This is a genomic window from Nocardioides sp. Root122 (assembly GCF_001425025.1).
In the GTDB taxonomy this organism is placed as follows: domain Bacteria; phylum Actinomycetota; class Actinomycetes; order Propionibacteriales; family Nocardioidaceae; genus Nocardioides.
Window position 1 is genome coordinate 401,360 of record NZ_LMDE01000001.1, and the last position, 22,880, is coordinate 424,239.

Genomic DNA, 22,880 nt, shown 5'->3' on the forward strand with positions numbered 1-22,880 from the left:
AGCGGCCCATGGTCCGGGCTCAGCCGCCGAGGAGGTGGCGCACCTTCTCCGGTCCGAGCGCGAGCACCAGTGTAGGAAGGCGCGGACCGCGGTCGGCCGAGACGAGGAGGTTGTAGAGGAGCCGGAAGAAGTCCTTCTGGTCGGCCTTGACCTGGTCGGTCGGGGAGTCCTCGAAGCCGAGCCCGCGGGCGACCTTGGGCGTGCCGTAGACGACCGCGGTCACCGAGTCGAGGTCGGGCTCGGCAGGCAGCCGGTCCAGGAAGATGCGCAGCCAGAGCTCCTCGTCCTCGGTGAGGGAGGACAGCCGCTCGGTGTCCGGCGTCTGGCGGACCGTGGTGCGCTCGTCGGCCGGGACGTGCTCGGCGGTCCACTGCATCGCCTTGGACAGCCGCGGCTCGAGGTCGTCGACCGAGTCGTGGGGGAAGCCCGACGACTCGATGATGCGGGAGATGAGGTCCGCCGACCCGGCGGTCACGTCGGCGACCGACGACAGGGTGCGGAACGGGACGGGCACCGACGGCGTGGGCAGCCGCCCCGCGGAGGCCGTCTCCGACGCGCGGTGCCATGCCAGCGTCGCGACGTCGGACTTCTCAGCGGCCTTGCGGCCGAGCGCGTCCCACTCGTCGTAGAGGCGCACCACGGACGCGCCGAAGTCGATGTCGAAGGCCTGCGTCGGGGCGCGGCGGACGTAGAGCCAGCGCAGCATCGGCGACTCGAGGATGCGCAGCGCGTCGGTCGCGGTCGGCACGCCGCCGGCCGAGGACGACATCTTCTGCACGCCGGCGAACCCGACGAAGGCGTAGATCACGCGGGCCGGCGCACGCCAGTCGAAGATCGAGGAGACCAGCTCGGTGCCGACCGTGTAGGACGACCCGGGCGTCATGTGGTCGCGGCCGGCGGGCTCGAAGTTCACCGACTCGTAGGCCCAGCGCATCGGCCAGTCGACCTTCCACACCAGCTTGCCGTCGGTGTCGGTGGACAGGTCGGTGGTGCCCTCGTAGCCGCAGGAGGAGCAGGTGTAGGACAGCGTCGTGGTGGCGTCGTCGTACGCCGTGGTGGTGACGGTGTCGCGCCCGCACTGGCGGCAGTAGGGGCGGTAGGGGAAGCGCGCGATCGCGTCGGCGGAGGCGCCCGCGCCGGGGTCGCCCTCCTCGTCGTCCTCGTTGGCGACGGAGTCCGCCAGGTCGGCCGCCTCCTGCTCGGACGCGTCGTCGCCGGCGGAGACCTTCTTGGTGCGGTGCTTGGCCAGCACGGCCTCGATCTCGTCGCGGCGGGAGACCGCGAGGAGCACCTGGTCGCGGTAGGCGCCGGAGGTGTACATCTCGGTCTGGGAGACCTCCTCCATCTCCACGCCGAGCTCGCGCAGCGACTCCTGCAGCGGTGCCTTGAAGTGCTCGGCCCAGCTCGCGTGGCACTCCCACGGGTCGGGCACGGCGGTCAGCGGGCGGCCGATGTGCTCGGCCCACTCCGCGGGGACGCCGGCCGGCACCTTGCGGAAGCGGTCGAAGTCGTCCCACGAGTGCAAGTGGCGCACCGGGACACCGCGGCGCCGCAGCTCCTCGGCGACGAAGTGCGGGGTGATGAACTCGCGCAGGTTGCCCAGGTGGATCGGGCCGCTGGGGGAGGCGCCCGACGCGACGGTGACCGGGTTGCCCTCACCGGCGTGGCGTACGGCGTCGTCCGCCGCACGCGTCACCCAGTCGACCGGATCTCCCTGCTGTCCACCTCGTGCCATGCGCGCAAGGCTAACGAAGGACGCGACACGCACTGCGCGTGGGCAGAGGGGCCGGACACCGGTGGTTCGAAGCGCCCGTCGGGCCGGGAGACGGGGAAGCGTCGGAGTCGTCCCCCGCGGCGACTCCGACGCTGTGCTCCCGAAGGAGCCGACCGCGTCGCACACCCCCGCACGCGACTGGTCGCCCCAGTATGGAGTGGCCGGTCGCTGCCACGCGAGTCGTGAGTGCCGCTGGCACTAAACTGCCATCCATGCCCGGTGACCCGTCCTCCGTCCTCGCAGCGCTCGGCGTCGACCGCGCCACCGAGCACCTCTACTTCCGGCTGGTCCCCGTGTCGGGTCACACCCTGACCGGCGTCGCCCAGCTGGTGCAGGTGGGGCCCGAGAGGCTGCTGCGCGACCTCGCCCCGCTCATCGAGCGTGGCCTGGTGGTCCTGAACGGCGATCGCGTCGTGATTCCGACGCTCGCCGATGCGCTCTCCGAGCTCGTCCTGCTCGAGGCGCGGACGGCGGCCACCTCGGCCACCAAGCTGGCCGAGCTGGCCAGCGCCGTGCCCCACCTGGTCGCAGCCGCCACCCGCCCCGATCGCCAGCACCTCGCCGAGGTCCACCCGCTCGACGGCGAGCTGAGCTCGGGCGGCAACGCCCTGGAGCTGCTCCAGCTCATGGTCCGCACCAGCCGCGGCGACATGCTCTGGCTGCGGCCCGACGCCTGGGCGATGCCCCGGGAGTCGAAGGTGAGCGAGATGCTCGCCGAGGCGATCGCGTCTGGGCGGCGCTCCCGCGCCATCTACCCCGTCCGCGCGCTCACGGAGGCACCCGAGGCGCTGCGCGTCCGCGCCCGGCTGGGTGAGGAGGTGCGGGTGATGTCGGAGGTGCGCACCCGCATGTTCATCTTCGGCGACGCCCATGCGGTGCTGCCCGAGCCGCTCGGCTTCGTCGACGAGCCGCGTGTGCACATCCGGCAGCGCTCGATCGTGGCGGCGCTGACCATGTGGTTCGAGTCGATGTGGGCGAGCGCGGCGCCAGTGCCCGACCTGGAGGCCGGCGACATCAGCCTGGACGGGCGGCAGTTCCTGCTCGAGCAGCTGATGGCGGGGGAGACCGACGAGGTGATCGCCCGCAAGCTCGGCATCGGCCTGCGCACCGTCCGCCGCCGCATCGCGGCGCTGATGACCGAGCTGGGCGTCGACACCCGCTTCCAGGCGGGCGTCGAGGCCGTGCGCCGCGGCTGGCTCTGAGAGGTCGAGTGCGCAGCCCTGCGGCGACTGCTGCCGCGGGCACCCTCGACCCGAGGTCGGCCGCCCGTCAGGGCAGGATCATGGCGTACGCCGACGACTCGAGGCGCCAGCTGCGGCTGCGCTCCGGGCCGGAGATCTCGCCGTCGGCCGAGAGCCAGAACTCGTCGCCGCTCACCTTGACCGTCCGCCCGCGCAGGGTGGTCACGTCGTCGCGCTCGTCGTGCTCGCCCTTGCGGAGCCGCGCGACGTAGCCGAGCTTGGCCATCGGCTTGACGGCGCGGCTGATCATCACGTCGAGCAGCCCGTCCTCGGTGTCGGCGTCGGGGTTGAGCTCGGTGCCACCGCCGACGTTGCCGCCGTTGCCGATCGCCACCATGAGCACCGGCTGGTTGACGTCGTTGACGACGTCGCCGTCGAGCTCCACGCGCAGCCGCCAGCTCGGGGGGTGGAAGGCCGACAGCGCCGCACCGATCGGGTAGCCGAGCTTGCCGAGGTTGACCTTGCCGACGCCGACCGCGCCGAGCCGCGTCTTCCAGCGCGCACCCTTGCGGCTGGCCTGGGCGCCCACGCCGACGTGCACGTTGTTGACCACGATGTTGCCGGTCTCGTCGACGAGGAGGTCGACCTTGCGCGGTCGGCCGGTGAGCACGAGGCGCGCGGCCTCCTCGATCTCGAGGGGGATGTCGTTGCCGCGGGCGAAGTCGTTGCCGGTGCCCATCGGCAGCAGCCCCAGCGTCGCACCGGCCAGCTCGTGGCGCTTGTAGAGCGCCGTCACGACCGCGTGCAGGCTGCCGTCGCCGCCGGCGACCACGATCGTGCGCCCGCCCGCGCGGTGGAGCACCCCGTCGAGCTCGCCGGGGTTGGACGTCTTGGCGACCTCGACCGAGGCCTTCTCGCGCAGCACCTCGAGGGCCGTCGTCAGGCGCTCCTCGTCGGAAGTGCCGGCGTCGGCGTTGGTGATCACGAGCAGGGAGCGCACGGCCGGACACTAGCCCACCGGCGTACGACCGCGTCCCACCCACAGGTGTCCTCACTCGTCCGGGCCCGTTCCGCCGGCTCGGTGGCCCCGTCGGGGTGCGGTAACGTGGCGCCGCAAGAGCCCCGGTGCCTTGTGCCGGGGCTGTCGTCATTTTCTGCTGACGTGACTAGGAGGGCTGAGATGCCCGCGATCGTCGTGCTCGGCGCCCAGTGGGGCGACGAGGGCAAGGGCAAGGCCACGGACCTGCTCGCCACCACCGATCCCATCGACTTCGTGGTACGCACCAGCGGCGGCCACAACGCCGGCCACACCATCGTCGTGAACGGCGAGAAGTTCGCCACCCACCTGCTGCCCAGCGGCATCCTCACGCCGGGTGCCACCTCGGTCATCGCCGGCGGCGTGGTCGTCTCGCCGGAGGCGCTCTTCCGTGAGCTCGACGGGCTGATCGCGCGCGGGGTGGAGGTGGCCGACCTCAAGGTGAGCGCCAACGCCCACGTCATCGCGAGCTACCACGCCACGATCGACAAGGTCACCGAGCGCTTCCTCGGCAAGAACCAGATCGGCACCACCGGCCGCGGCATCGGCCCGGCCTACGCCGACAAGATCAACCGCGTCGGCGTCCGGATCGCCGACCTCTTCGACGAGAAGATCCTGACCCAGAAGGTCGAGGCGGCTCTCGACGTCCGCAACCACCTGCTCACCAAGGTCTACAACCGCCGCGCGATCGAGGTCGACGCGGTCGTGGAGGAGCTCACGTCGTACGCCGAGCGGCTCCGGCCGATGGTCTGCGACACCTCGCTGCTGCTCAACCAGGCGCTCGACGCCGGCCAGACGGTGCTGTTCGAGGGGGCGCAGGCGACGATGCTCGACGTCGACCACGGCACCTACCCGTTCGTCACCTCCTCCAACCCGGTGGCCGGCGGCGTGTGCGTGGGCGCCGGCGTCGGGCCGACCCGCATCGACCGCGTCATCGGCGTCATCAAGGCCTACACGACCCGCGTCGGCGCCGGCCCCTTCCCGACCGAGCTCTTCGACGAGGACGGCGTGCAGCTCCAGCAGCTCGGCGGGGAGATCGGCGTCTCGACCGGTCGCACCCGGCGGTGCGGCTGGTACGACGCGGTGGTCGCGCGCTACGCGAGCCGGGTCAACGGCCTCACGGAGTTCTTCCTCACCAAGCTCGACATCCTCGGTGCCTGGGACCGGATCCCGGTCTGCGTCGCCTACGAGATCGACGGCCAGCGGGTCGACGAGATGCCGATGACCCAGACCGAGTTCCACCACGCCACGCCCGTCTACGAGTACTTCGACGGCTGGAAGAGCGACATCTCCGGCTGCCGCAGCTTCGACGAGCTGCCCAAGAACGCCCAGGCCTACGTGCAGGCCCTCGAGGAGATGTCGGGCGCGAAGATCTGGGGCGTCGGGGTTGGTCCGGGCCGCGAGCAGACCGTGGTGGTGCACGGGTGAGGACCCTCGTCGTCGGCACGGGCGGGCGCGAGCACGCGCTCGCCATCGCCCTCTCCCGCGACCCCGGCGTGAGCGAGGTGCACGCCGCACCGGGCAACCCGGGCATCGGCGAGGTGGCCACGCTGCACGACGTCGACCCGATGGACGGCGCTGCCGTCGCCGCCCTGGCGACGTCGATCGGCGCGGACCTGGTCGTCGTCGGACCCGAGGCGCCGCTGGTGGCTGGTGTCGCCGACCCGGTGCGCGAGGCAGGCATCGCCTGCTTCGGCCCCTCCCGTGCCGCTGCCCGCCTCGAGGGGTCCAAGGCCTTCTCCAAGGACGTCATGGCCGTGGCCGGGGTGCCGACCGCGGGCTCGCGCACGTGCACGACCCCCGAGGAGGTGGCCGCGGCGCTCGACGCCTTCGGTGCGCCGTACGTCGTCAAGGACGACGCCCTCGCGGCCGGCAAGGGTGTCGTCGTCACCAGCGACCGCGACGAGGCGCTCGCGCACGCGGCCGGGTGCGAGCGGGTGGTCGTCGAGGAGTTCTTGGACGGGCCCGAGTTCTCGCTCTTCGTCGTCTGCGACGGCACGGTCGGGCGTCCGCTCCTGCCGGCGCAGGACTTCAAGCGCATCTTCGACGGCGGCCGCGGGCCCAACACCGGCGGCATGGGGTCCTACGCACCGCTCGCCTGGCTCCCCGACGGCATCGTCGAGACCGTCATGACGTCGGTGGTGGAGCCGACGCTCGCCGAGATGCAGCGCCGCGACGCGCCGTTCGTCGGGTGCCTCTACGTCGGCCTCGCCCTCACCTCCACCGGACCGCGGGTCATCGAGTTCAACTGCCGCTTCGGTGACCCCGACACGCAGCCCGTGCTGGCGCTGCTCACCTCGCCGCTGGGGGCCCTGCTGTCCGCGGCGGCTGCCGGGGACCTCTCCGCCGTGCCCGCACCGACCTTCGCCGACGGCGCCGCCGTCACCGTGGTGATGGCCAGCGCCGGCTACCCGGAGGGCTCCAGCACCGGTGACGTCATCGTCGGCACCGAGATGCTCGCGGCGGAGGACGACGTCGACGTGATCCACGCCGGCACCGCCCGCACGGAGGCCGGGCTGGTCACCGCCGGAGGTCGCGTGCTCGCCGTCCGCGCTGTCGGCAGCGACGTCGCCGACGCCCGCGCGAAGGCCTACGAAGGCGTGTCGAGCATCAGCTTCCCGGGCGCGCAGTGGCGCCGCGACATCGCCGCCGAGCCGCTCGGCGTGGTCGAGGGCGCCGCCCTGCTCGACTGATCGCGCCCGGCAGGGCCTCAGCGGACTGAACAACTGGATGGTTGGTTGATAAGTTCCGGCCATGGCACGCGACGCGGAGGCGACCCGGAAGCGCCTGCTGCAGGCCGCGGCCGCCGAGTTCGCCGAGCTCGGGATCGCCGGCGCCCGCGTCGACCGGATCGCCGTGGCCGCCCGCACCAACAAGGCGCAGATCTACCACTACTTCGGCAGCAAGGACGGGCTCTTCGAGGCCGTCCTCGCCGGGCTCCTGCACGACGTGCTGGAGGCCGACCCGTTCGACGCCGACGACCTGCCCGAGTCGATGGCGCGGGTCTTCGACCAGTTCGAGGACGACCCCTCGCTCGCGCGACTCGCCACCTGGTACCGCCTGGAGCGCGGCGCCGGCGACCCGCCCAACGCCGCGATCGTCGAGGCCAACGCAGGCAAGCTGGCCGCCATCCGTGCGGCCCAGCGCCAGGGCCGGGTCACCGACGCCTTCCCCGCGGACGTGCTGCTGGGGCTGCTGATCAGCGTCGCCACCACGTGGGCCTCCCTGCCGCCGGAGTACACCCCGTCGGCCCGCAACAACACCCGGCCCAAGCGCAGGGCGTCCGTGGTGGAGGCAGCGCGCCGGCTCGTCGCCCCGTGATGGGAGGATGAGGGCCGTGACCGTCCCCAACGTCCTGGCCACCCGCTACGCCGGCGCCGACCTCGCCGAGATCTGGTCGCCCGAGCACAAGATCGTCCTCGAGCGCCAGCTGTGGGTCGCCGTCCTCAAGGCCCAGCGCGACCTGGGCATCGACGTCCCCGACGGTGTCGTCGAGGCCTACGAGTCGGTCGTCGACCAGGTGGACCTGGCCTCCATCGCCGCGCGCGAGCGGGTCACCCGCCACGACGTGAAGGCGCGCATCGAGGAGTTCTCCGCGCTCGCCGGGCACGAGCACATCCACAAGGGCATGACCTCGCGCGACCTCACCGAGAACGTCGAGCAGCTGCAGGTACGCCGCTCGCTCGAGGTGGTGCGCGACCGCGCCGTCGCCGCGCTCGTCCGCCTCGGCCGGCTCGCCGCGGAGCACGAGGCGACCGTGATGGCCGGCCGCTCGCACAACGTCGCCGCCCAGGCGACCACCCTCGGCAAGCGCTTCGCCACCGTGGCCGACGAGATGCTCATCGGCGTCCAGCGGATCGAGGAGCTGCTCGACCGCTACCCGCTGCGCGGCATCAAGGGCCCGATGGGCACCTCGCAGGACATGCTCGACCTGCTCGACGGCGACGCCGACCGGCTCGACGACCTCGAGCGTCGCGTCGCGGCGCACCTCGGCTTCGAGCAGGTCCTCACCAGCGTCGGCCAGGTCTACCCGCGCTCCCTCGACTTCGACGTCGTCGCCGCGCTCGTCCAGCTCGTCAGCGGACCGTCCAACCTCGCCACCACGGTGCGTCTGATGGCCGGGCACGAGCTGGTCACCGAGGGCTTCAAGGAGGGCCAGGTCGGCTCCTCGGCGATGCCGCACAAGATGAACACCCGCTCCTGCGAGCGGGTCAACGGCCTCGCGGTCATCATCCGCGGCCACCTGTCGATGGTCAGCGAGCTCGCCGGTGACCAGTGGAACGAGGGCGACGTGTCCTGCTCCGTCGTGCGCCGTGTCGCGCTGCCGGACGCGTTCTTCGCCACCGACGGTCTCTTCCAGACCTTCCTCACCGTGCTCGACGAGTTCGGCGCGTTCCCGGCGGTCATCCAGCGCGAGCTCGACCGCTACCTCCCGTTCCTCACCACGACGAAGGTGCTGATGGCCGCGGTCCGCAACGGCGTGGGGCGCGAGGCCGCGCACGAGGCGATCAAGGAGGCCGCCGTCGGCACCGCGCTCGCGATGCGCGCAGGCCAGGCCGACAACGACGTCTTCGCCAAGCTCGCCGCCGACGACCGGCTCGGGCTGACCCGCGACCAGATCGACGCGCTGGTCGCCGACCCGATCGAGTTCACCGGCGCTGCCGTGGCCCAGACCCGTGCGGTCGTGGCCCGGATCGAGGCACTGGCGGCCCGCCACCCCGAGGCGGCGTCGTACGTCCCGGGCGCGATCCTCTGACCGACGGCCCTCCCGCCGGACCCGCGACGTGTCAGGCTCTCGCTGAACTTGTCAGGCCGTGCACGGGCCGACAAGTTCAGCGATCCGCGGTCAGCCGGGGATCACTGTCGGAGGCAGGGCGGCTCAGTCGCCGGCCCGCCAGGAGCGTACGGCGGCGGCGAGGGCGATCGAGAGGACGGCGAGCGCCGCCAGGAGCGCCGAGCGCGCCGCGACCGGGGCCGAGGTCACCGCGTTGACGGCCTGGTAGACGGTCATCAGCAGCGCGGCGCCGAGGGCGGAGCCGATCCGCTGCCCGGTCTGCAGCGCGCCACCGGCCGCGCCGCCCATCTCGGGCGGCACGTTGTCGAGGCTGAGGGTGAAGTTCGGCGAGATGACCCCGCCGCCGCCGATGCCGGCGAGGAACATCGCCGGGGCGAGCGTCCACCACAGGGTGTCGGAGGGCGACGTGACCAGCCACGCCGCGAGGGCGGTGCCGGTCATCATCACCGACAGCGCGACCAGGGTGACCCGGCGCCCGACGCGCCCGACGAGCCGTCCGGCCAGGGGTGAGGTGACGGCGGCGCCGAACGCGAAGGGGGTCATCAGGAGTGCGGCCTGCAGCGGGGTGAAGCCCTCACCCTCCTGGAGGTGGACGGAGAGCACCAGGAAGATGCCGGTGAAGCCGGTGAAGTAGAGGGTCCCGACGAGCAGGCCGTTGGCATACCCGGGCAGCCCGCGCAGCAACGAGACGTCGAGCAGCGGCGGCCGGCCACGGCCCACCGTGTGCACCTCCCAGCGCACGAACCGCCAGGCCAGCACAGGGAAGGCGATGAGCAGCACGAGCGGCAGCCCGGCGCCTCCCTCCAGGCTGATCAGCGGGTAGAGCACGGACAGCACCGCGAGGCCGAGCAGGAGCGCGCCGGGGAGGTCGACGCGGGGGTCGTCGCGCGCGCCCTCCTCCCGGGGCGGGTTGTCCGGCACCAGGCGGCGGATGAGCACCAGCGCGACGAGCCCGATCGGGACGTTGACCAGGAACAGCGAGCGCCAGCCGCGCTCGTCCCCGAGCAGCCCGATGAGCGTCCCGCCGATCAGCGGCCCGGTGGCCGAGGCGACGGCCACGGTGAAGCCGAACATCCCGAACGCCCGGCCGCGCTCCGGCCCGCGGAACAGCTGCTGGATCAGCCCGGAGTTCTGCGGGGTGAGCAGTCCTGCGCTGGCGCCCTGGGCGAGGCGGGCGACGACGATGGCAGCGGCGTTGGGAGCCAGCCCGACCGCCGCGCTCGACACGATGAAGCCGAGCAGGCCGATCGTCATCATCCGGCGCCGGCCGTGGGCGTCACCCAGCCGCCCGCCGGCCACCAGGGTCATGCCGAAGGCCAGGGCGTAGCCCGAGACCACCCACTGCACCGTGGCGGCGCTGGTGTCGAGACCCGCCCGGATGGAGGGGACCGCGACGTTGACGATGGTGACGTCGAGCAGCGACATGAAGCCGACCACCAGCGAGACCGCGAGGATCCGCCAGCGGCGCGGGTCGGGCTCGTACGTCGACTCGTCCGTCGGCTCCCGGGTCTTCTCGGTCATCGACGCCCAGCCTTGCACCCCGGAGCCAGCGCGGGCCCACCCCGAGGGGCTCACCGCGGAGGCAGGTCCCGTCGCATGATGGGGGCGTGAAGGCGGTGCAGGCACGGGTCAGCGGGCGGGTGCAGGGCGTGTCGTTCCGGTGGTACACCCAGGAGCAGGCCCGCTCGCTCGGGGTCGTCGGCTGGGTGCGCAACGAGCCCGACGGCTCCGTGCTGCTCCACGCCGAGGGCGAGCCCGAGGCCGTCGACGCCCTCGTCGCGTGGTGCCACCACGGACCAGCCCTCGCGCGGGTGTCGGGCGTGGCGGTCCGCGACGCGAGCCCGAGCGGTGCCGACGGCTTCGACGTGCGCTACTGACCCCCTCCGGCCGCGGAGTGGCCGGGATCTCGTCGCCGTCGGCTTCACCTGCACGGCCCGGCCGCCCGAGACTGGAGGGATGAACACCCCACGGCGTTCCTCTCCTCCGCTGCGCTCCCCCGAACAACACCGCGGGGACCCCGCATGACCGCCCCCGTCACCGTGTCCGTCACCCGTCACGTCGACCCGTCGCGCACCAGCGAGATGCTCGCCTGGGTGCAGGCGGGGACGTCGCTGGCCGAGAAGTTCGACGGCTTCCTCGGGTCGGGGTGGGTCCGCCCGAGCGAGGAGTCCCCCGACTGGCACATGCTCTACCGCTTCGCCGACGCCGACGCCCTCGCGGTGTGGGAGGCCTCCCCGCAGCGGGCCTGGTGGCTCGAGGCCGCGCAGGGCGACGTGGAGGAGAAGCAGCGTGAGCGGCGTACGGGCATCGAGGGGTGGTTCGACGAGCCGGCCTCAGTCGAGTCGCTCAGCGCCGCTCCGGTCGCACCGCCGCGCTGGAAGCAGATGGTGGTGATCTTCCTGGTCTTCCTCCCGCTCAGCCTGACCGCCAACGTCATCGCCTCGCACACCATCGCCGACTGGCCGCTCGTGCCGCGGGTCGTGCTCGTCACCACCGTGATGACGCCGCTGATGACCTACGTCTTCCTGCCGTGGATCACCCGCAAGATGTCGTGGTGGTTGCACCGCTAGGTCTGCGCGGCGAGTTGGTGCGGCCTGACGAGGAAGCACCCGGCACCTTGTCGTGATCGACCAACCCGGCGGCGGCCGCGGTTCCTAGCGTGGCCGTATGAGTGATCTGGAACACGTCGGCGAGTGGGTCGAGTCCCGTCTGCCGGAGCTGCTGGAGAAGTACGGCGTGCCCTCTGCCGCGTGGGCCGTCCTGCACGACGGTGAGGTGGTCGACGGCGCCGCCGGCGTGCTCCACCTGGGCACCGGCGTGACCGCCACCGCCGACTCGATCTACCAGATCGGCTCGATCACCAAGCTCTGGACGAGCAGCCTGGTGATGCGCCTGGTCGACGAGGGCCTGGTGGACCTCGAGGAGCCGGTGCGCACCTACCTCCCCGACTTCGCCATCGCCGACGAGGCGGCCGCCGCGCTCATCACCGTGCGGCAGCTGCTCAGCCACACGGCCGGCTTCGAGGGCGACATCTTCACCGACACCGGCGTCGGCGACGACTGCATCGAGAAGTACGTCGCCACGCTGGCGGAGGTGCCGCAGCTCTTCCCGCCCGGTGAGCAGTTCTCGTACAACAACGCCGGCTACTGCCTGCTGGGCCGACTGGTCGAGGTGGTGCGCCAGACGACGTACGACGAGGCGCTGCGGGAGCACCTCGTCGGGCCGCTCGGCCTCACCCACACCGCGGTCAGCGTCTACGAGGCGATCATGCACCGCGTGGCCATGGGCCACGTCGAGGCCTCGCCCGAGGAGGGGCTGCAGCCCGCGCCCTTCTGGTCGATGGCCCGCTCCAACACCCCCGCCGGCACCCTGCTCTCGATGCGGCCGCGCGACCTCGTCGAGTTCGCCCGGATGCACCTCTCCGACGGGCGCAGCGCCGACGGCACCCAGGTCCTCGCGGCCGGCACCCCGGCGCGCATGCAGGCGCGTGAGGTCGACCTCCCCGAGCTCGGCCTGATGGGCACCTCGTGGGGCCTCGGGTTCGAGCGCTTCGACACCCCCGACGGCGAGATCGTCGGCCACGACGGCAACACCATCGGCCAGGGCGCCTTCCTGCGGATGGTGCCGGCCACCGGCACCGCCGTCGCGCTCCTCACCAACGGCGGTGACGTCTTCGGCCTCTACCACGAGGTGGTCGGCCACGTGCTCCGCGAGCTCGCGGGGATGGCGCTGCCGGAGCTGCCGCACCCGCCTGCCGACCCGGAGCCGGTCGACGCGTCGCGCTTCCTCGGGACCTACTCCACCGAGCTCTACGACCTGACCGTCAGCCAGGACGACGACGGTCGGGTGTGGATCGAGCAGGTGCCCAAGGGCCTCCTCATCGAGATGGGCGGGCAGCACGAGCGCACCGAGCTCGTGGGCTACCGCGACGACATGCTCATCCCGCTCGAGGCGGACCGCGGCATGTTCATGCCCCACGCGTTCGTGGGCGACGACGGCGAGGGCCACGCCCTCTACCTCCACCTCGGCCGCGCCGTGCGTCGCGCCGGCGCCTGACCACCCTCCTCCCGAGCCGGAACGAGCCAGCCATGAAGCAGACCACTGTCCGCAACCCCGTCCGTACGTCCGTCCTCGCGGCCCCCGTCGCCGCGTCCCTCGTCGTGCTGCTCGCCGCGTGCGGGGGCGGGAGCGGCGCCTCGGGAGGAGGGCAGGGCGGGGGCGACGCGTCGTACGTCGACGACGCGACGTTCACCCTCGGCATGTCGTCCGACCCGGGCAACCTCGACCCGGTGATGGGTGCCGGCACGTCGCTGTTCACCGTGACCCAGTTCGCCTACGACCCGCTGGTGAGCGTCGACGGCGAGACGGGCGAGATCCAGTCACAGCTGGCCACCGAGTGGGACGTGCAGGGCACCACCGTGACGCTCACGCTGGCCGACGGCATCACCTGCGCCGACGGCACCGAGCTGACGGCCGGAGCCGTCGCCGACAGCCTCAACTTCGTCACCGACCCCAAGAACCAGAGCCCGTTCCTCGGCACCTTCATCCCGGTCGGGGCCAAGGCGAGCGCGGACGACGCGAGCCGCACGGTCACCCTCGAGCTCGACTCGCCCGCGCCGTTCGTGCTCAACGGCCTCGGCAACCTGCCGATCGTGTGCCCCTCCGGCACCGAGGACCGGTCCTCCCTGCGCCAGGCCACGGCCGGCACGGGACCCTACGAGCTGACCGAGGCGGCACCCGGCGACCACTACACGTACACCCTGCGCGAGGGCTACACGTGGGGCCCGGACGGTGCGACCACCGACGAGAAGGGCCTGCCGGCCACCGTCGTCGTGCAGGTCGTCGAGAACGAGTCGACCGCCGCCAACCTGCTGCTCTCGCGCGGCCTCAACGCCGCCTCCGTCTCCGGGCCCGACGCCCAGCGCCTCGACAAGTCCGGCCTGTTCAGCGCCGACTCGCCGGCCGTGGCCGGCGAGCAGTGGTACAACCACGCGGACGGGCGGGTGACCAGCGACCCCGACGTCCGGATGGCGCTCACGCAGGCCCTCGACCTCGACGAGCTGCAAGGTGTGGTGACCTCCGGCGAGGGCAGCACCCCGACGGTGCTCGCCGCCAACGAGCCCGTCGCCTGCCCGGGCGACTCGGTGTCGGGCTCCCTGCCCGCGCACGACCCGGACGCCGCCGCGGCCCTGCTCGACGACGCCGGCTGGTCCGAGGGCAGCGACGGCGTACGGACCAAGGACGGCAAGCCGCTCGCGGTGACCTTCCTCTACCAGAACAACCTCGGCAGCAGCGGTGACGCCGCTGCCGAGCTGGCCGTGCAGCAGTGGAAGGAGATCGGCGTCGACGCCACGGCGAAGGCGCAGAACGAGACCACGCTGACGGGGACGATCTTCGGTGCCGGCGACTGGGACGTGGCCTGGGTCGCGCTCAACGTGAGCAGCCCCGACCAGCTGGTGCCCTTCCTGTCCGGCCCCGCCGCGCCCGACGGCACCAACTTCTCCGCGATCTCCAACCCCGACTACGAGTCGGCGGTCAAGGAGGCCACGCAGCTGACCGGCACGGAGGGCTGCGACACCTGGCTCGAGGCCGAGTCCGGCCTGATCGCGAACGCCGACATCGTGCCGTTCGCCGCGACGCAGGCGCGCACCTTCGGCGCCGGCGCGGAGTTCGCGGTGCCCGGCCAGCTGCAGCCGCTCTCGATCCGGATGCTGGCCGAGTAGACCCGTGACCACCACGTCGACCCCGACGCTCGCCGACGCAGCGTCCACCAGCGCGGCCGCCGCGCCGCGCTGGTGGGAGCAGCCGTGGGTGCTCTTCGCCGCGCGCCGCGCGCTCCGGCTGCTGGTGTCGGTGTGGGTGCTGGTCACCGCGTCCTTTGCGATGATCCACCTCATCCCGGGGGACCCGGTCCGCGGCGCCCTCGGCCCCACGGCCCCCGCGGCCCTCGTGGAGGCGCGGCGCACGGCACTCGGCCTCGACGACCCGCTGCCCGTGCAGTACCTCCACTACCTGCAGGGGTTGTTCACCGGTGACCTCGGCACGTCGCTGATCTCGCAGCTGCCGGTCGTCGACGTGGTGGGCCAGCGGCTCCCGGCGACCCTCGCGCTCGCGGTGCTCGCGTTCCTCGCCTCGGTCGCGGTCGCGGTGCCGCTCGGCACCCTGCTGGGCGTGCTCACCCGCCGCGGCCACGGCCGGCGCACCGAGCTCGCCTTCACCACCACGAGCATCGTGGTGGCGACGGTGCCCGACTTCCTGATCGGCGTCGCGCTGGTCTACGTCTTCGGCGTCGAGCTCGGCTGGCTCCCCGTCGCGGGCAACGCCTCGGCGGAGGCCTACGTCCTGCCCGTGCTGTCGCTGAGCATCGGCCCGGCGGCCATCCTGGCCCGGATCGTGCGCGTCGAGATGGTCACCGTGCTCGAGGCCGACTACATCCGTACCGCGCGCGCCAAGCGGCTGCGCGCCCGGCGCATCCACCTCCGGCACGCGCTGCCCAACGCGCTCACGTCGGCGCTGACCCTGGGCGGGCTGCTGCTCGGCTCGATGGTGGCCGGCACGGTCCTGGTGGAGAACGTCTTCGCCTGGCCGGGCCTCGGCAGCACGATCGTCAGCTCGATCCTCAACAAGGACTACCCCGTCGTGCAGGCGATCGTGCTCGTCTACGGCCTCGGCGTGCTGCTGGTCAACACGGCCGTCGACGTCTCCCTGGCCCTGCTCGACCCGCGCTCGATGATCAGGGAGGGCTGAGCAGTGGCGAGCGACCACGGTCGGGCCCGACGCTGGCGCGGCGTGCTGACCACTCCCGTCGGTCTGACCGCCGCGGTGCTCCTGGTGGCGGTCGCCGTCCTCACCGTGCTGGGTCCGGTGCTGTGGGGGACGAGCGCCGACGCCGTCGACACCCGTGACGTGCTGGCCACGCCGTCGCCCGAGCACTGGGCGGGCACCGACAACCTCGGCCGCGACATCCTCGCGCGCACGCTGGTCGCGACCCGGCTCTCCATGGTGCTCGCCGTGTGTGCGATCACCGTGGCCGTGGCGGCCGGGCTGCTGCTCGGCGCCGCGCCCTACCTCCTCGGCGGTCGCGCCGGTCGGCTCGTGTCCGCTGCGGTCAACGTCGCGGTGGCGTTCCCGGGACTGCTGCTCGCCCTGTTCTTCGCCGTCGTGTTCGGCGTGGGTGCGACGGGTGCGGTGATGGCCGTCGGCCTGGCCGGCGCGCCCGTCTTCGCCCGGCTCACCCAGACGCTCGTGGCGCAGGTGGCGGGACGCGACTACGTCTCGGCCGCCCGGGTCGCGGGCGTGGGCCGGCTGCGGATCCTGCTCCGGCACGTGCTGCCCAACATCGCCGAGCCCCTGGTCGTCAACGCGACGATCGGTGCGGGCGGCGCGCTGCTCGCCTTCTCCGGTCTGTCCTTCCTCGGCCTCGGCGTGCAGTCGCCGGCGTACGACTGGGGGCGGCTGCTCTACGACGGCATCAGCGCCATCTACGTCAACCCCGCCGCGGCGCTGGCGCCGGGCCTTGCCGTGCTGCTCGCCGGGCTCGCCTTCAACCTCTTCGGCGAGTCCGTCGCCAAGGGCTTCGGGGTCCCGGTGCTGGTGGGCGCGCCCGAGCTGCGCAGCCGCGGCCGAGCGGCCGCCGCCGCAGCCGATGCCCCGACAGGGACGGACGGGGACCCGGACGAGGCCGCGGACGACGTCGTCCTGGAGGTCCGCGACCTCGAGGTGGTCTTCCCGACCGCGACCGGGACGGTGCGCCCGGTGCGCGGCGTCAGCTTCGACGTACGACGGGGTGAGGCGGTCGGGGTGGTGGGGGAGTCCGGGTCGGGCAAGTCGCTCACCGCCCTCGCCGTCTCCCGCCTCGTCAGCGAGGACGGCACGGTGCGCGCGGGGCGGCTCCGCTTCCTCGACCAGGACCTCACCGCGCCGGACTCGCCCGCGCTGCGACGGATGCTCGGCACCAGCCTCGCGATGGTCTTCCAGGACCCGATGACGTCCTTCAACCCGACGCGGCGCATCGGCCGGCAGCTGGCCGAGGTGGCGACCGAGCACCAGGGACTCGGCCGGGCGGAGGCCCTGGGCCGGGCCGTGGACCGGCTCGACTCGGTGCGGATCCCCGACGCGGGCCGGCGTGCCCGCCAGTACCCCCACGAGTTCTCCGGCGGCATGCGCCAGCGGGCCATGATCGGCATGGGCCTGATGGGGACGCCCTCCCTCGTCGTCGCCGACGAGCCCACCACCGCGCTCGACGTGACCGTGCAGCAGCAGGTCCTCGACCTGCTCGCCGAGATCCGCGCGGCCGACGACGTCGCACTGGTGCTGATCAGCCACGACGTCACCGTCGTCGCCGAGGTCTGCGACCGCGTCCTGGTGATGTACGCCGGCCGCATCGTGGAGGACGTGTCCGCCGCCGGCCTCGCCACCCGCGCCCAGCACCCCTACACCCGCGCGCTCGTGGCCGCCGTGCCCCACATGGACACCGACCTCGACCAGCCGCTCGCCACCATCCCCGGCCGGCCCGTCGACCCGGCCGAGGTCCCCGCCGGCTGCGCGTACGCCGCCCGCTGCCCGCTGGCCGACGCCCGCTGCCGTGCCGAGGACCCGCCGCTCGTGGCCGCCGTCGACGGCAGCCGGGTCGCCTGCTGGCACGCCGGCGAGCCGCTCCCCGACCCGGTGGTGCGCACCGCCGAGGACCGCACGGGCCTCGACGCGCTGGACGCCGACGAGCTGGTGGAGGCACCGTGAGCGAGCTGCGCTTCGAGGACGTCACCGTCCGCTTCGGCCGGACGACCGCCGTCGACCGGGTGAGCCTCACCGTGCCCGTCGGCACCGTGGTCGGTCTCGTGGGCGAGTCGGGGTCGGGCAAGTCGACCCTCGCCCGCGCCGCCGTCGGACTGACCGAGCCCGAGTCCGGCGCCATCACGCTCGGCGGTCGCCCGGTGCCCCACCGCGGCGCGCGACGCCCGCTCCAGATGGTCTTCCAGGACCCCTACTCCTCGCTCGACCCGCGCATGTCGATCGGCGACAGCATCGCCGAGGCGCTGCCGCGTGACCTCGACGACGTACGCGGTCGCCGGGCCCGTCGCGACGAGGTGGCCCGGCTGCTGGAGCTCGTGCACCTCGACCCGCACCGGGCGCGGGACCTCCCGGCCCGGCTCTCCGGCGGTCAGCGCCAGCGGGTCGCCCTGGCCCGGGCGCTCGCAGGCCGACCGGAGGTCGTCATCGCGGACGAGATCACCTCCGCCCTCGACGTCTCGATCCAGGGCGCGGTGCTCAACCTGGTCCGTGAGCTGCAGGCCGAGCTCGGCCTCTCGATGCTCTTCATCTCCCACAACCTCGCCGTGGTCCGCTACGTCGCCTCACGCGTCGCCGTGATGCAGGGCGGCCGGATCGTCGAGGAGGGCCCCACGGCCCAGGTGCTCGGAGCCCCCGAGCACGACTACACGCGCGAGCTGCTCGCGGCCGCCCCCGGAAGGAAGCCCTCATGAGCCACGCCCCCGACACGTCCGACACGTCCGGCGCCGTACGCCGCCTGCGCATCGACGACCTCGGCGAGCTGGCGGTGCCGTCCCAGCCGGCCCTCGCGCCGGACGGGACACGCGTGGCCTACACCCTGCGGACGATCGACGTCGCCGGCGACCGCAACGTCGACGAGCTGTGGTGGGTCGGGACCGACGGCGGCCCGGCCCGGCGGCTGACCCACGGACCGGAGGACTCCTCGCCGGTGTGGGCCCCCGACGCGACGCGGCTGGCGTTCGTGCGCGCCGGCCGGCTCGCGGTCCTGGCGACCGACGGTGGCGAGGTCGAGGTGCTCGACGGCGTCCCGACCGGTGTCGCGGCGCCCACCTGGAGCCCCGACGGCCGTCGCCTCGCCTTCACCGCGCCCGTCGACCCGGACGGCGCGGGCGGCGGCGGCCCGATGGTCTCCGACGGCATCGGCTACCAGTCCGACGGCACGGGCCTGCACGGCCGCGTCCGGACCCAGCTGTTCGTCGTCGACGCCGACGGCACCGGGCTGCGCCGGCTGACGAGCGGACCGCACGGCGTCGCGTCGCCGGCGTGGTCGCCCGACGGCTCCACGCTCGCCTTCACCCGCGGCTCCGAGGAGCGGTTCCGCACCCCGGTCCACGTGCTGGCCGTCGACGGCTCCGCGACCGACCTGCGCACCGTCGGGTTCGCGCACGGCGTCGCGCTTGCCGTGACGTGGTCCGCCGACGGTGACGCGCTGCTCGTCGTGGGGCACCCCGGCGACCCGGTGGGCCACGCCCGACTGGTGCGGGTGCCGCTCGACGGCTCGGACGTCACCGACCTCGCCGGTGCCCTCGACCGCAACGTGATGCCCGGCGCCCCGGCCTACCCGGGTGGCCTGCCGGTCGAGCAGGAGGGCCGGGTGTGGTTCTGCGTGCGCGACCGCGGGTGCACGCACCTGTGGTCCGCCTCCGCGGACGGCACCGAGCACCAGCCGCTGCTCGCCGGCGAGGGCCGGGTCGTGTCGGGGCTGTCCGTGGCGGCGGCCCGCGCCGCGGTCGTGCTCGCCACCCCGACGTCGTACGGCGAGGTGGTGCTGGTCGACCTCCCCGACGGGCAGGAGCGGGTGCTGACCGACCACGGGGCCGCGCTGGCCGACGTGGTGCACCACCCCCGTCGCGCGCGCACCTTCACGATCTCCGACGGCACCGAGGTCGAGGCCTGGTTGCTGCACGACGACGAGCCCGGCCCCAAGCCGCTGCTGCTCGACGTGCACGGCGGCCCCCACAACGCGTGGAACGCCGCCGCCGACGAGATCCACCTCTACCACCAGGAGCTCGTCGAGCGCGGCTGGGCGGTCCTGCTGGTCAACCCGCGCGGCAGCGACGGCTACGGCGAGCGGTTCTACGACGGCGTCCACGCCGCCTGGGGCGTGGCCGACGCGGCCGACTTCCTCGAGCCGATCGACGCCCTGGTCGCCGAGGGGCTGGCCGACCCCGCGCGGCTCGCGGTGGGCGGCTACAGCTACGGCGGCTTCATGGCCTGCTGGCTCACCGGCCACGACGACCGCTTCGCCGCCGCCGTCGCGGGAGGCACGGTCAGCGACCTGGCCAGCATGTACGGCACCAGCGACGACCTCTGCCTGAGCGCGTACGAGCTCGGCGGCGCGCCCTGGGAGGAGCCGGACCTCTACGCCGCGATGTCGCCGATCACCCGCGTGCAGGACGTGCGCACCCCGACGCTCGTCTACCACGGCGTCGAGGACCGCACCTGCCCGCTGGGCCAGGCGCAGCAGTGGCACACGGCGCTGTGCGAGCTCGGCGTGCCGACGCGGCTGGTGCTCTACCCCGACGCCTCGCACGTCTTCGTCCTGCTCGGCCGGCCGTCGCAGCGGCTCGACGTCAACCGCCGCACCCTCGACTGGCTCGTCACCCACACCACGGGTGGCGGTCGGCCGCGCGCCGACCGCGCGCACTGGGAGCAGCGGCTCGCGGCGCTGGCCGAGCGGCACGGCGTGCCCGGAGCGCAGCTCGGCATCCTGCGCACCGGCGGGGGCGAGGACGACCTCGTCGTCGCGACGCACGGCGTGCTGCACGTCGGGACGCAGGCGCCGGTCACTCCCGACGCGGTCTTCCAGATCGGCTCGATCACCAAGGTGTGGACCGCCTCGGTGGTCCTCGCGCTCGTCGACGAGGGCCTGCTCGAGCTCGACACCCCGGTCGTCGAGGTGCTGCCCGAGCTGCGGCTGGCCGACCCGGAGGTCACCAAGGGCGTCACCGTGCGCCACCTGCTCACCCACACCAGCGGCATCGACGGGGACGTCTTCACCGACACCGGCCGCGGCGACGACTGCCTCGAGCGCTACGTCGACCAGCTGGGCGACGCGGGGCAGAACCACCCGCTGGGCGTGACCTGGTCCTACTGCAACTCCGGCTTCTCGCTGCTCGGCCGCGTGATCGAGGTGGTCACCGGCCTCACGTGGGACGAGGCGGTGCGGCAGCGGCTGTCGACGCCGCTCGGTCTCGAGCGGGCGGTGACCCTTCCGGAGGAGGCGCTGCTCCACGCCGCCGCGGTGGGCCACGACGAGCGCGACGGCGAGACCGTCACGGCCGCCGCGTGGCAGCTGCCCCGCTCGCTCGGACCCGCCGGGCTGGTCACCTGCTCGGCGGCCGACGTGCTGGCGTTCGCCCGCATGCACCTCACCGGCGGTCGGGCCGCCGACGGCACCCGGGTGCTCTCCGAGGAGTCGGTCACGGCGATGGCCGCGCACGAGGCGGAGCTGCCCGACCCCTACATCCTCGGCGACTCGTGGGGCCTGGGCTGGATCCGCTTCACGTGGGACGAGCAGCGCCTGATCGGCCACGACGGCAACACCCTCGGGCAGGCGGCGTTCCTGCGGATGCTGCCCGACCCCGACGGCGACGGCGGTCTCGCCGTCGTGCTGCTCACCAACGGCGGGCACACCCGCGACCTCTACGAGGACCTCTACCGCGAGGTCTTCGCCGAGCTCGCGGGCGTCTCCATGCCCGAGCGGTTCGGTCCCCCCGACGAGCCGGTCGACGTCGACGTCACGCCCTTCCTGGGCCGCTACGAGCGCACGTCGGTGCAGATGGACGTCGAGGACTGCGCCGACGGACCGGTCCTCCGCACCACGCTCGTGGGTCCGCTGGCCGAGCTCGAGTCCGTCCCGGTCGAGGAACACCCGCTCGTGCCCGTGGGGCCCGGCCTGTTCGCCGTACGCCCGGAGGGGACCGAGACCTGGGTCCCGGTCACCTTCTACGAGCTGACCACGGGCGAGCCGTACCTCCACATGGGCGCACGCGCCACCCCGCAGGTCCGCCCATGAGCCGCACGACCCTGGCGGCGGACGCCATCGACCTCGACGCCCTGCTCGACGACGTCCGCACGCTCGTCGAGTGCGAGTCTCCGTCCGCCGACCTCGCCGCCGTCGCACGCTCGGCGGATGTGGTGGCCGAGGTCGGCACGCGCCGGCTGGGCGTGGCGCCCGAGCGGATCGTGCTCGAGGGCTGCACCCACCTGCGGTGGCGGCTGGGCAGCGCACCCTCACGCGTCCTGCTGCTCGGCCACCACGACACGGTCTGGCCCGTCGGCACGCTGGCCCGGCGTCCCTTCGCCGTCGACGACGGCGTGCTCCGCGGCCCGGGCTGCTTCGACATGCTCACCGGCCTGGCCATGGCGTTCCAGGCCGCTGCCGGGACGGACGGGGTCACCCTCCTCGTCACCGGCGACGAGGAGCTCGGCTCGCCCACCTCGCGGGCACTGGTGGAGGAGGAGGGCGCTGCTGCCGAGGCGGTGCTCGTCCTCGAGGCCTCGGCCGACGGCGGCGCGCTGAAGACCGAGCGCAAGGGCGTCTCGTTGTACGACGTCGACGTGACCGGCCGCGCCGCCCACGCCGGGCTCGAGCCCGAGAGGGGCACCAACGCCGCCGTCGAGCTCGCCCACGTCGTGCTCGCGCTGTCCGGCCTCGGCGACGCCTCGGTCGGTACGACGGTGACGCCGACCCGCGCCACCGCAGGCACCACCACGAACACCGTGCCCGCCGCGGCGAGCGTCGCGGTCGACGTACGCGCGCGGACGGCCGAGGAGCAGCGGCGCGTGGACGCCGCCGTCCGGTCCCTGCGCCCGGTGCTGCCCGGCGCCGGGCTCGCCGTGCGCGGCGGGCCCAACCGGCCGCCGCTGGAGGCGTCGGCCTCCGCCGCCCTCTTCGACCGGGCGTGCGAGGTCGCCGCCCGGATGGGCCTCCCGGACCTCACCAGTGCGAGCGTCGGCGGTGCGTCCGACGGCAACTTCACCGCCGGGGTCGGCACCCCCACCCTCGACGGGCTGGGCGCGGTCGGCGGCGGGGCCCATGCCGAGGACGAGCACGTGCTGGTCGCCGAGCTCCCCGGCCGCACCGCCCTCCTCTGCGCCCTGGTCGCCGACCTCCTCGGTACTCCCCTACGTTCTGGACGCGGTGGTGCAGGACGTAGGGGACTACCGGACGGGGCAGACCTGGGTAGTCCCCTACGTTCTGGACGCGGTGGTGCAGAACGTAGGGGACTACGGCTGGACGAGCGGACGAACCCGGACGCCCCGACTGGTGGGGCACGACCATGACGCTGCCCCGCAAGG

17 protein-coding genes are annotated in these 22,880 nt (G+C 73.4%); 14 read left to right on the top strand and 3 right to left on the bottom strand.

Features of this window, described 5'->3' with window-relative positions:
• Positions 1 to 19: 19 nt before the first annotated feature.
• Positions 20 to 1,735: a lysine--tRNA ligase gene (gene lysS, locus ASC64_RS01865; RefSeq protein ID WP_056905811.1), complete on the bottom strand. Its 1,716-nt coding sequence runs from the start codon at positions 1,733 to 1,735 to the stop codon at positions 20 to 22.
• 251 nt (positions 1,736 to 1,986) lie between these two features.
• Between lysS and ASC64_RS01870 the strand changes: the two genes are divergently transcribed.
• Positions 1,987 to 2,976, top strand: a complete 990-nt coding sequence (locus tag ASC64_RS01870; protein ID WP_056905812.1) for a helix-turn-helix transcriptional regulator — start codon at positions 1,987 to 1,989, stop codon at positions 2,974 to 2,976.
• A 67-nt stretch (positions 2,977 to 3,043) separates the two neighbouring features.
• Here ASC64_RS01870 and ASC64_RS01875 read toward each other — a convergent pair whose 3' ends face one another.
• Positions 3,044 to 3,955 carry a diacylglycerol/lipid kinase family protein gene (locus ASC64_RS01875; protein ID WP_235563480.1) on the bottom strand — a complete coding sequence of 304 codons (912 nt, stop codon included), beginning with the start codon at positions 3,953 to 3,955 and terminating at the stop codon, positions 3,044 to 3,046.
• Positions 3,956 to 4,135: 180 nt separating this feature from the next.
• Between ASC64_RS01875 and ASC64_RS01880 the strand changes: the two genes are divergently transcribed.
• The 4 genes from ASC64_RS01880 (at position 4,136) to purB (ending at position 8,747) form a co-directional block, all read left to right on the top strand.
• Positions 4,136 to 5,419, top strand: a complete 1,284-nt coding sequence (locus ASC64_RS01880) for an adenylosuccinate synthase (RefSeq protein WP_056905813.1) — start codon at positions 4,136 to 4,138, stop codon at positions 5,417 to 5,419.
• Positions 5,416 to 6,684, top strand: coding sequence for a phosphoribosylamine--glycine ligase (gene purD, locus ASC64_RS01885; RefSeq protein ID WP_056905814.1), 1,269 nt, complete (start codon positions 5,416 to 5,418; stop codon positions 6,682 to 6,684). Before ASC64_RS01880 ends, purD begins: the two co-directional genes overlap by 4 nt.
• Before the next feature lie 61 nt (positions 6,685 to 6,745).
• Entirely contained in the window at positions 6,746 to 7,312 is a 567-nt protein-coding gene (locus tag ASC64_RS01890; RefSeq protein ID WP_056905815.1) for a TetR family transcriptional regulator, read from the top strand.
• Between the two features lie 7 nt (positions 7,313 to 7,319).
• Positions 7,320 to 8,747 (top strand): adenylosuccinate lyase, encoded by a 1,428-nt coding sequence (gene purB / locus ASC64_RS01895; RefSeq protein ID WP_156384957.1) that lies wholly within the window; start codon positions 7,320 to 7,322, stop codon positions 8,745 to 8,747.
• 123 nt (positions 8,748 to 8,870) lie between these two features.
• Here the strand turns inward: purB and ASC64_RS01900 are convergent, their stop codons facing one another.
• Positions 8,871 to 10,307: an MFS transporter gene (locus tag ASC64_RS01900; RefSeq protein ID WP_056905817.1), complete on the bottom strand. Its 1,437-nt coding sequence runs from the start codon at positions 10,305 to 10,307 to the stop codon at positions 8,871 to 8,873.
• Positions 10,308 to 10,393: 86 nt separating this feature from the next.
• On the opposite strand from ASC64_RS01900, the gene ASC64_RS01905 reads away from it, so the two are divergent.
• From ASC64_RS01905 to ASC64_RS01945, 9 genes are all read left to right on the top strand, one after another.
• Positions 10,394 to 10,663 carry an acylphosphatase gene (locus ASC64_RS01905; protein ID WP_056905818.1) on the top strand — a complete coding sequence of 90 codons (270 nt, stop codon included), beginning with the start codon at positions 10,394 to 10,396 and terminating at the stop codon, positions 10,661 to 10,663.
• 144 nt (positions 10,664 to 10,807) lie between these two features.
• The gene (locus ASC64_RS01910; RefSeq protein ID WP_056905819.1) at positions 10,808 to 11,356 is read left to right on the top strand and encodes an antibiotic biosynthesis monooxygenase; all 549 of its coding nucleotides are present in this window, start codon (positions 10,808 to 10,810) and stop codon (positions 11,354 to 11,356) included.
• Between the two features lie 97 nt (positions 11,357 to 11,453).
• Entirely contained in the window at positions 11,454 to 12,842 is a 1,389-nt protein-coding gene (locus ASC64_RS01915) for a serine hydrolase domain-containing protein (protein WP_056905820.1), read from the top strand.
• 32 nt (positions 12,843 to 12,874) lie between these two features.
• Positions 12,875 to 14,509, top strand: a complete 1,635-nt coding sequence (locus tag ASC64_RS01920) for an ABC transporter substrate-binding protein (RefSeq protein ID WP_056905821.1) — start codon at positions 12,875 to 12,877, stop codon at positions 14,507 to 14,509.
• Positions 14,510 to 14,513: 4 nt separating this feature from the next.
• A complete protein-coding gene (locus ASC64_RS01925) occupies positions 14,514 to 15,533 on the top strand; it encodes an ABC transporter permease (protein ID WP_082550113.1) in 1,020 nt (339 codons plus the stop codon).
• 42 nt (positions 15,534 to 15,575) lie between these two features.
• Entirely contained in the window at positions 15,576 to 17,525 is a 1,950-nt protein-coding gene (locus ASC64_RS22945) for a dipeptide/oligopeptide/nickel ABC transporter permease/ATP-binding protein (RefSeq protein ID WP_056906250.1), read from the top strand.
• A complete protein-coding gene (locus ASC64_RS01935) occupies positions 17,522 to 18,268 on the top strand; it encodes an ABC transporter ATP-binding protein (protein ID WP_056905822.1) in 747 nt (248 codons plus the stop codon). The genes ASC64_RS22945 and ASC64_RS01935 overlap by 4 nt, the downstream gene beginning before the upstream one ends.
• Entirely contained in the window at positions 18,265 to 21,594 is a 3,330-nt protein-coding gene (locus tag ASC64_RS01940) for a serine hydrolase (protein WP_056905823.1), read from the top strand. Before ASC64_RS01935 ends, ASC64_RS01940 begins: the two co-directional genes overlap by 4 nt.
• On the top strand, positions 21,591 to 22,865 hold the full coding sequence (locus tag ASC64_RS01945; protein WP_082550114.1) for a M20 family metallopeptidase: 1,275 nt from the start codon (positions 21,591 to 21,593) through the stop codon (positions 22,863 to 22,865). Before ASC64_RS01940 ends, ASC64_RS01945 begins: the two co-directional genes overlap by 4 nt.
• Positions 22,866 to 22,880 lie beyond the last annotated feature (15 nt).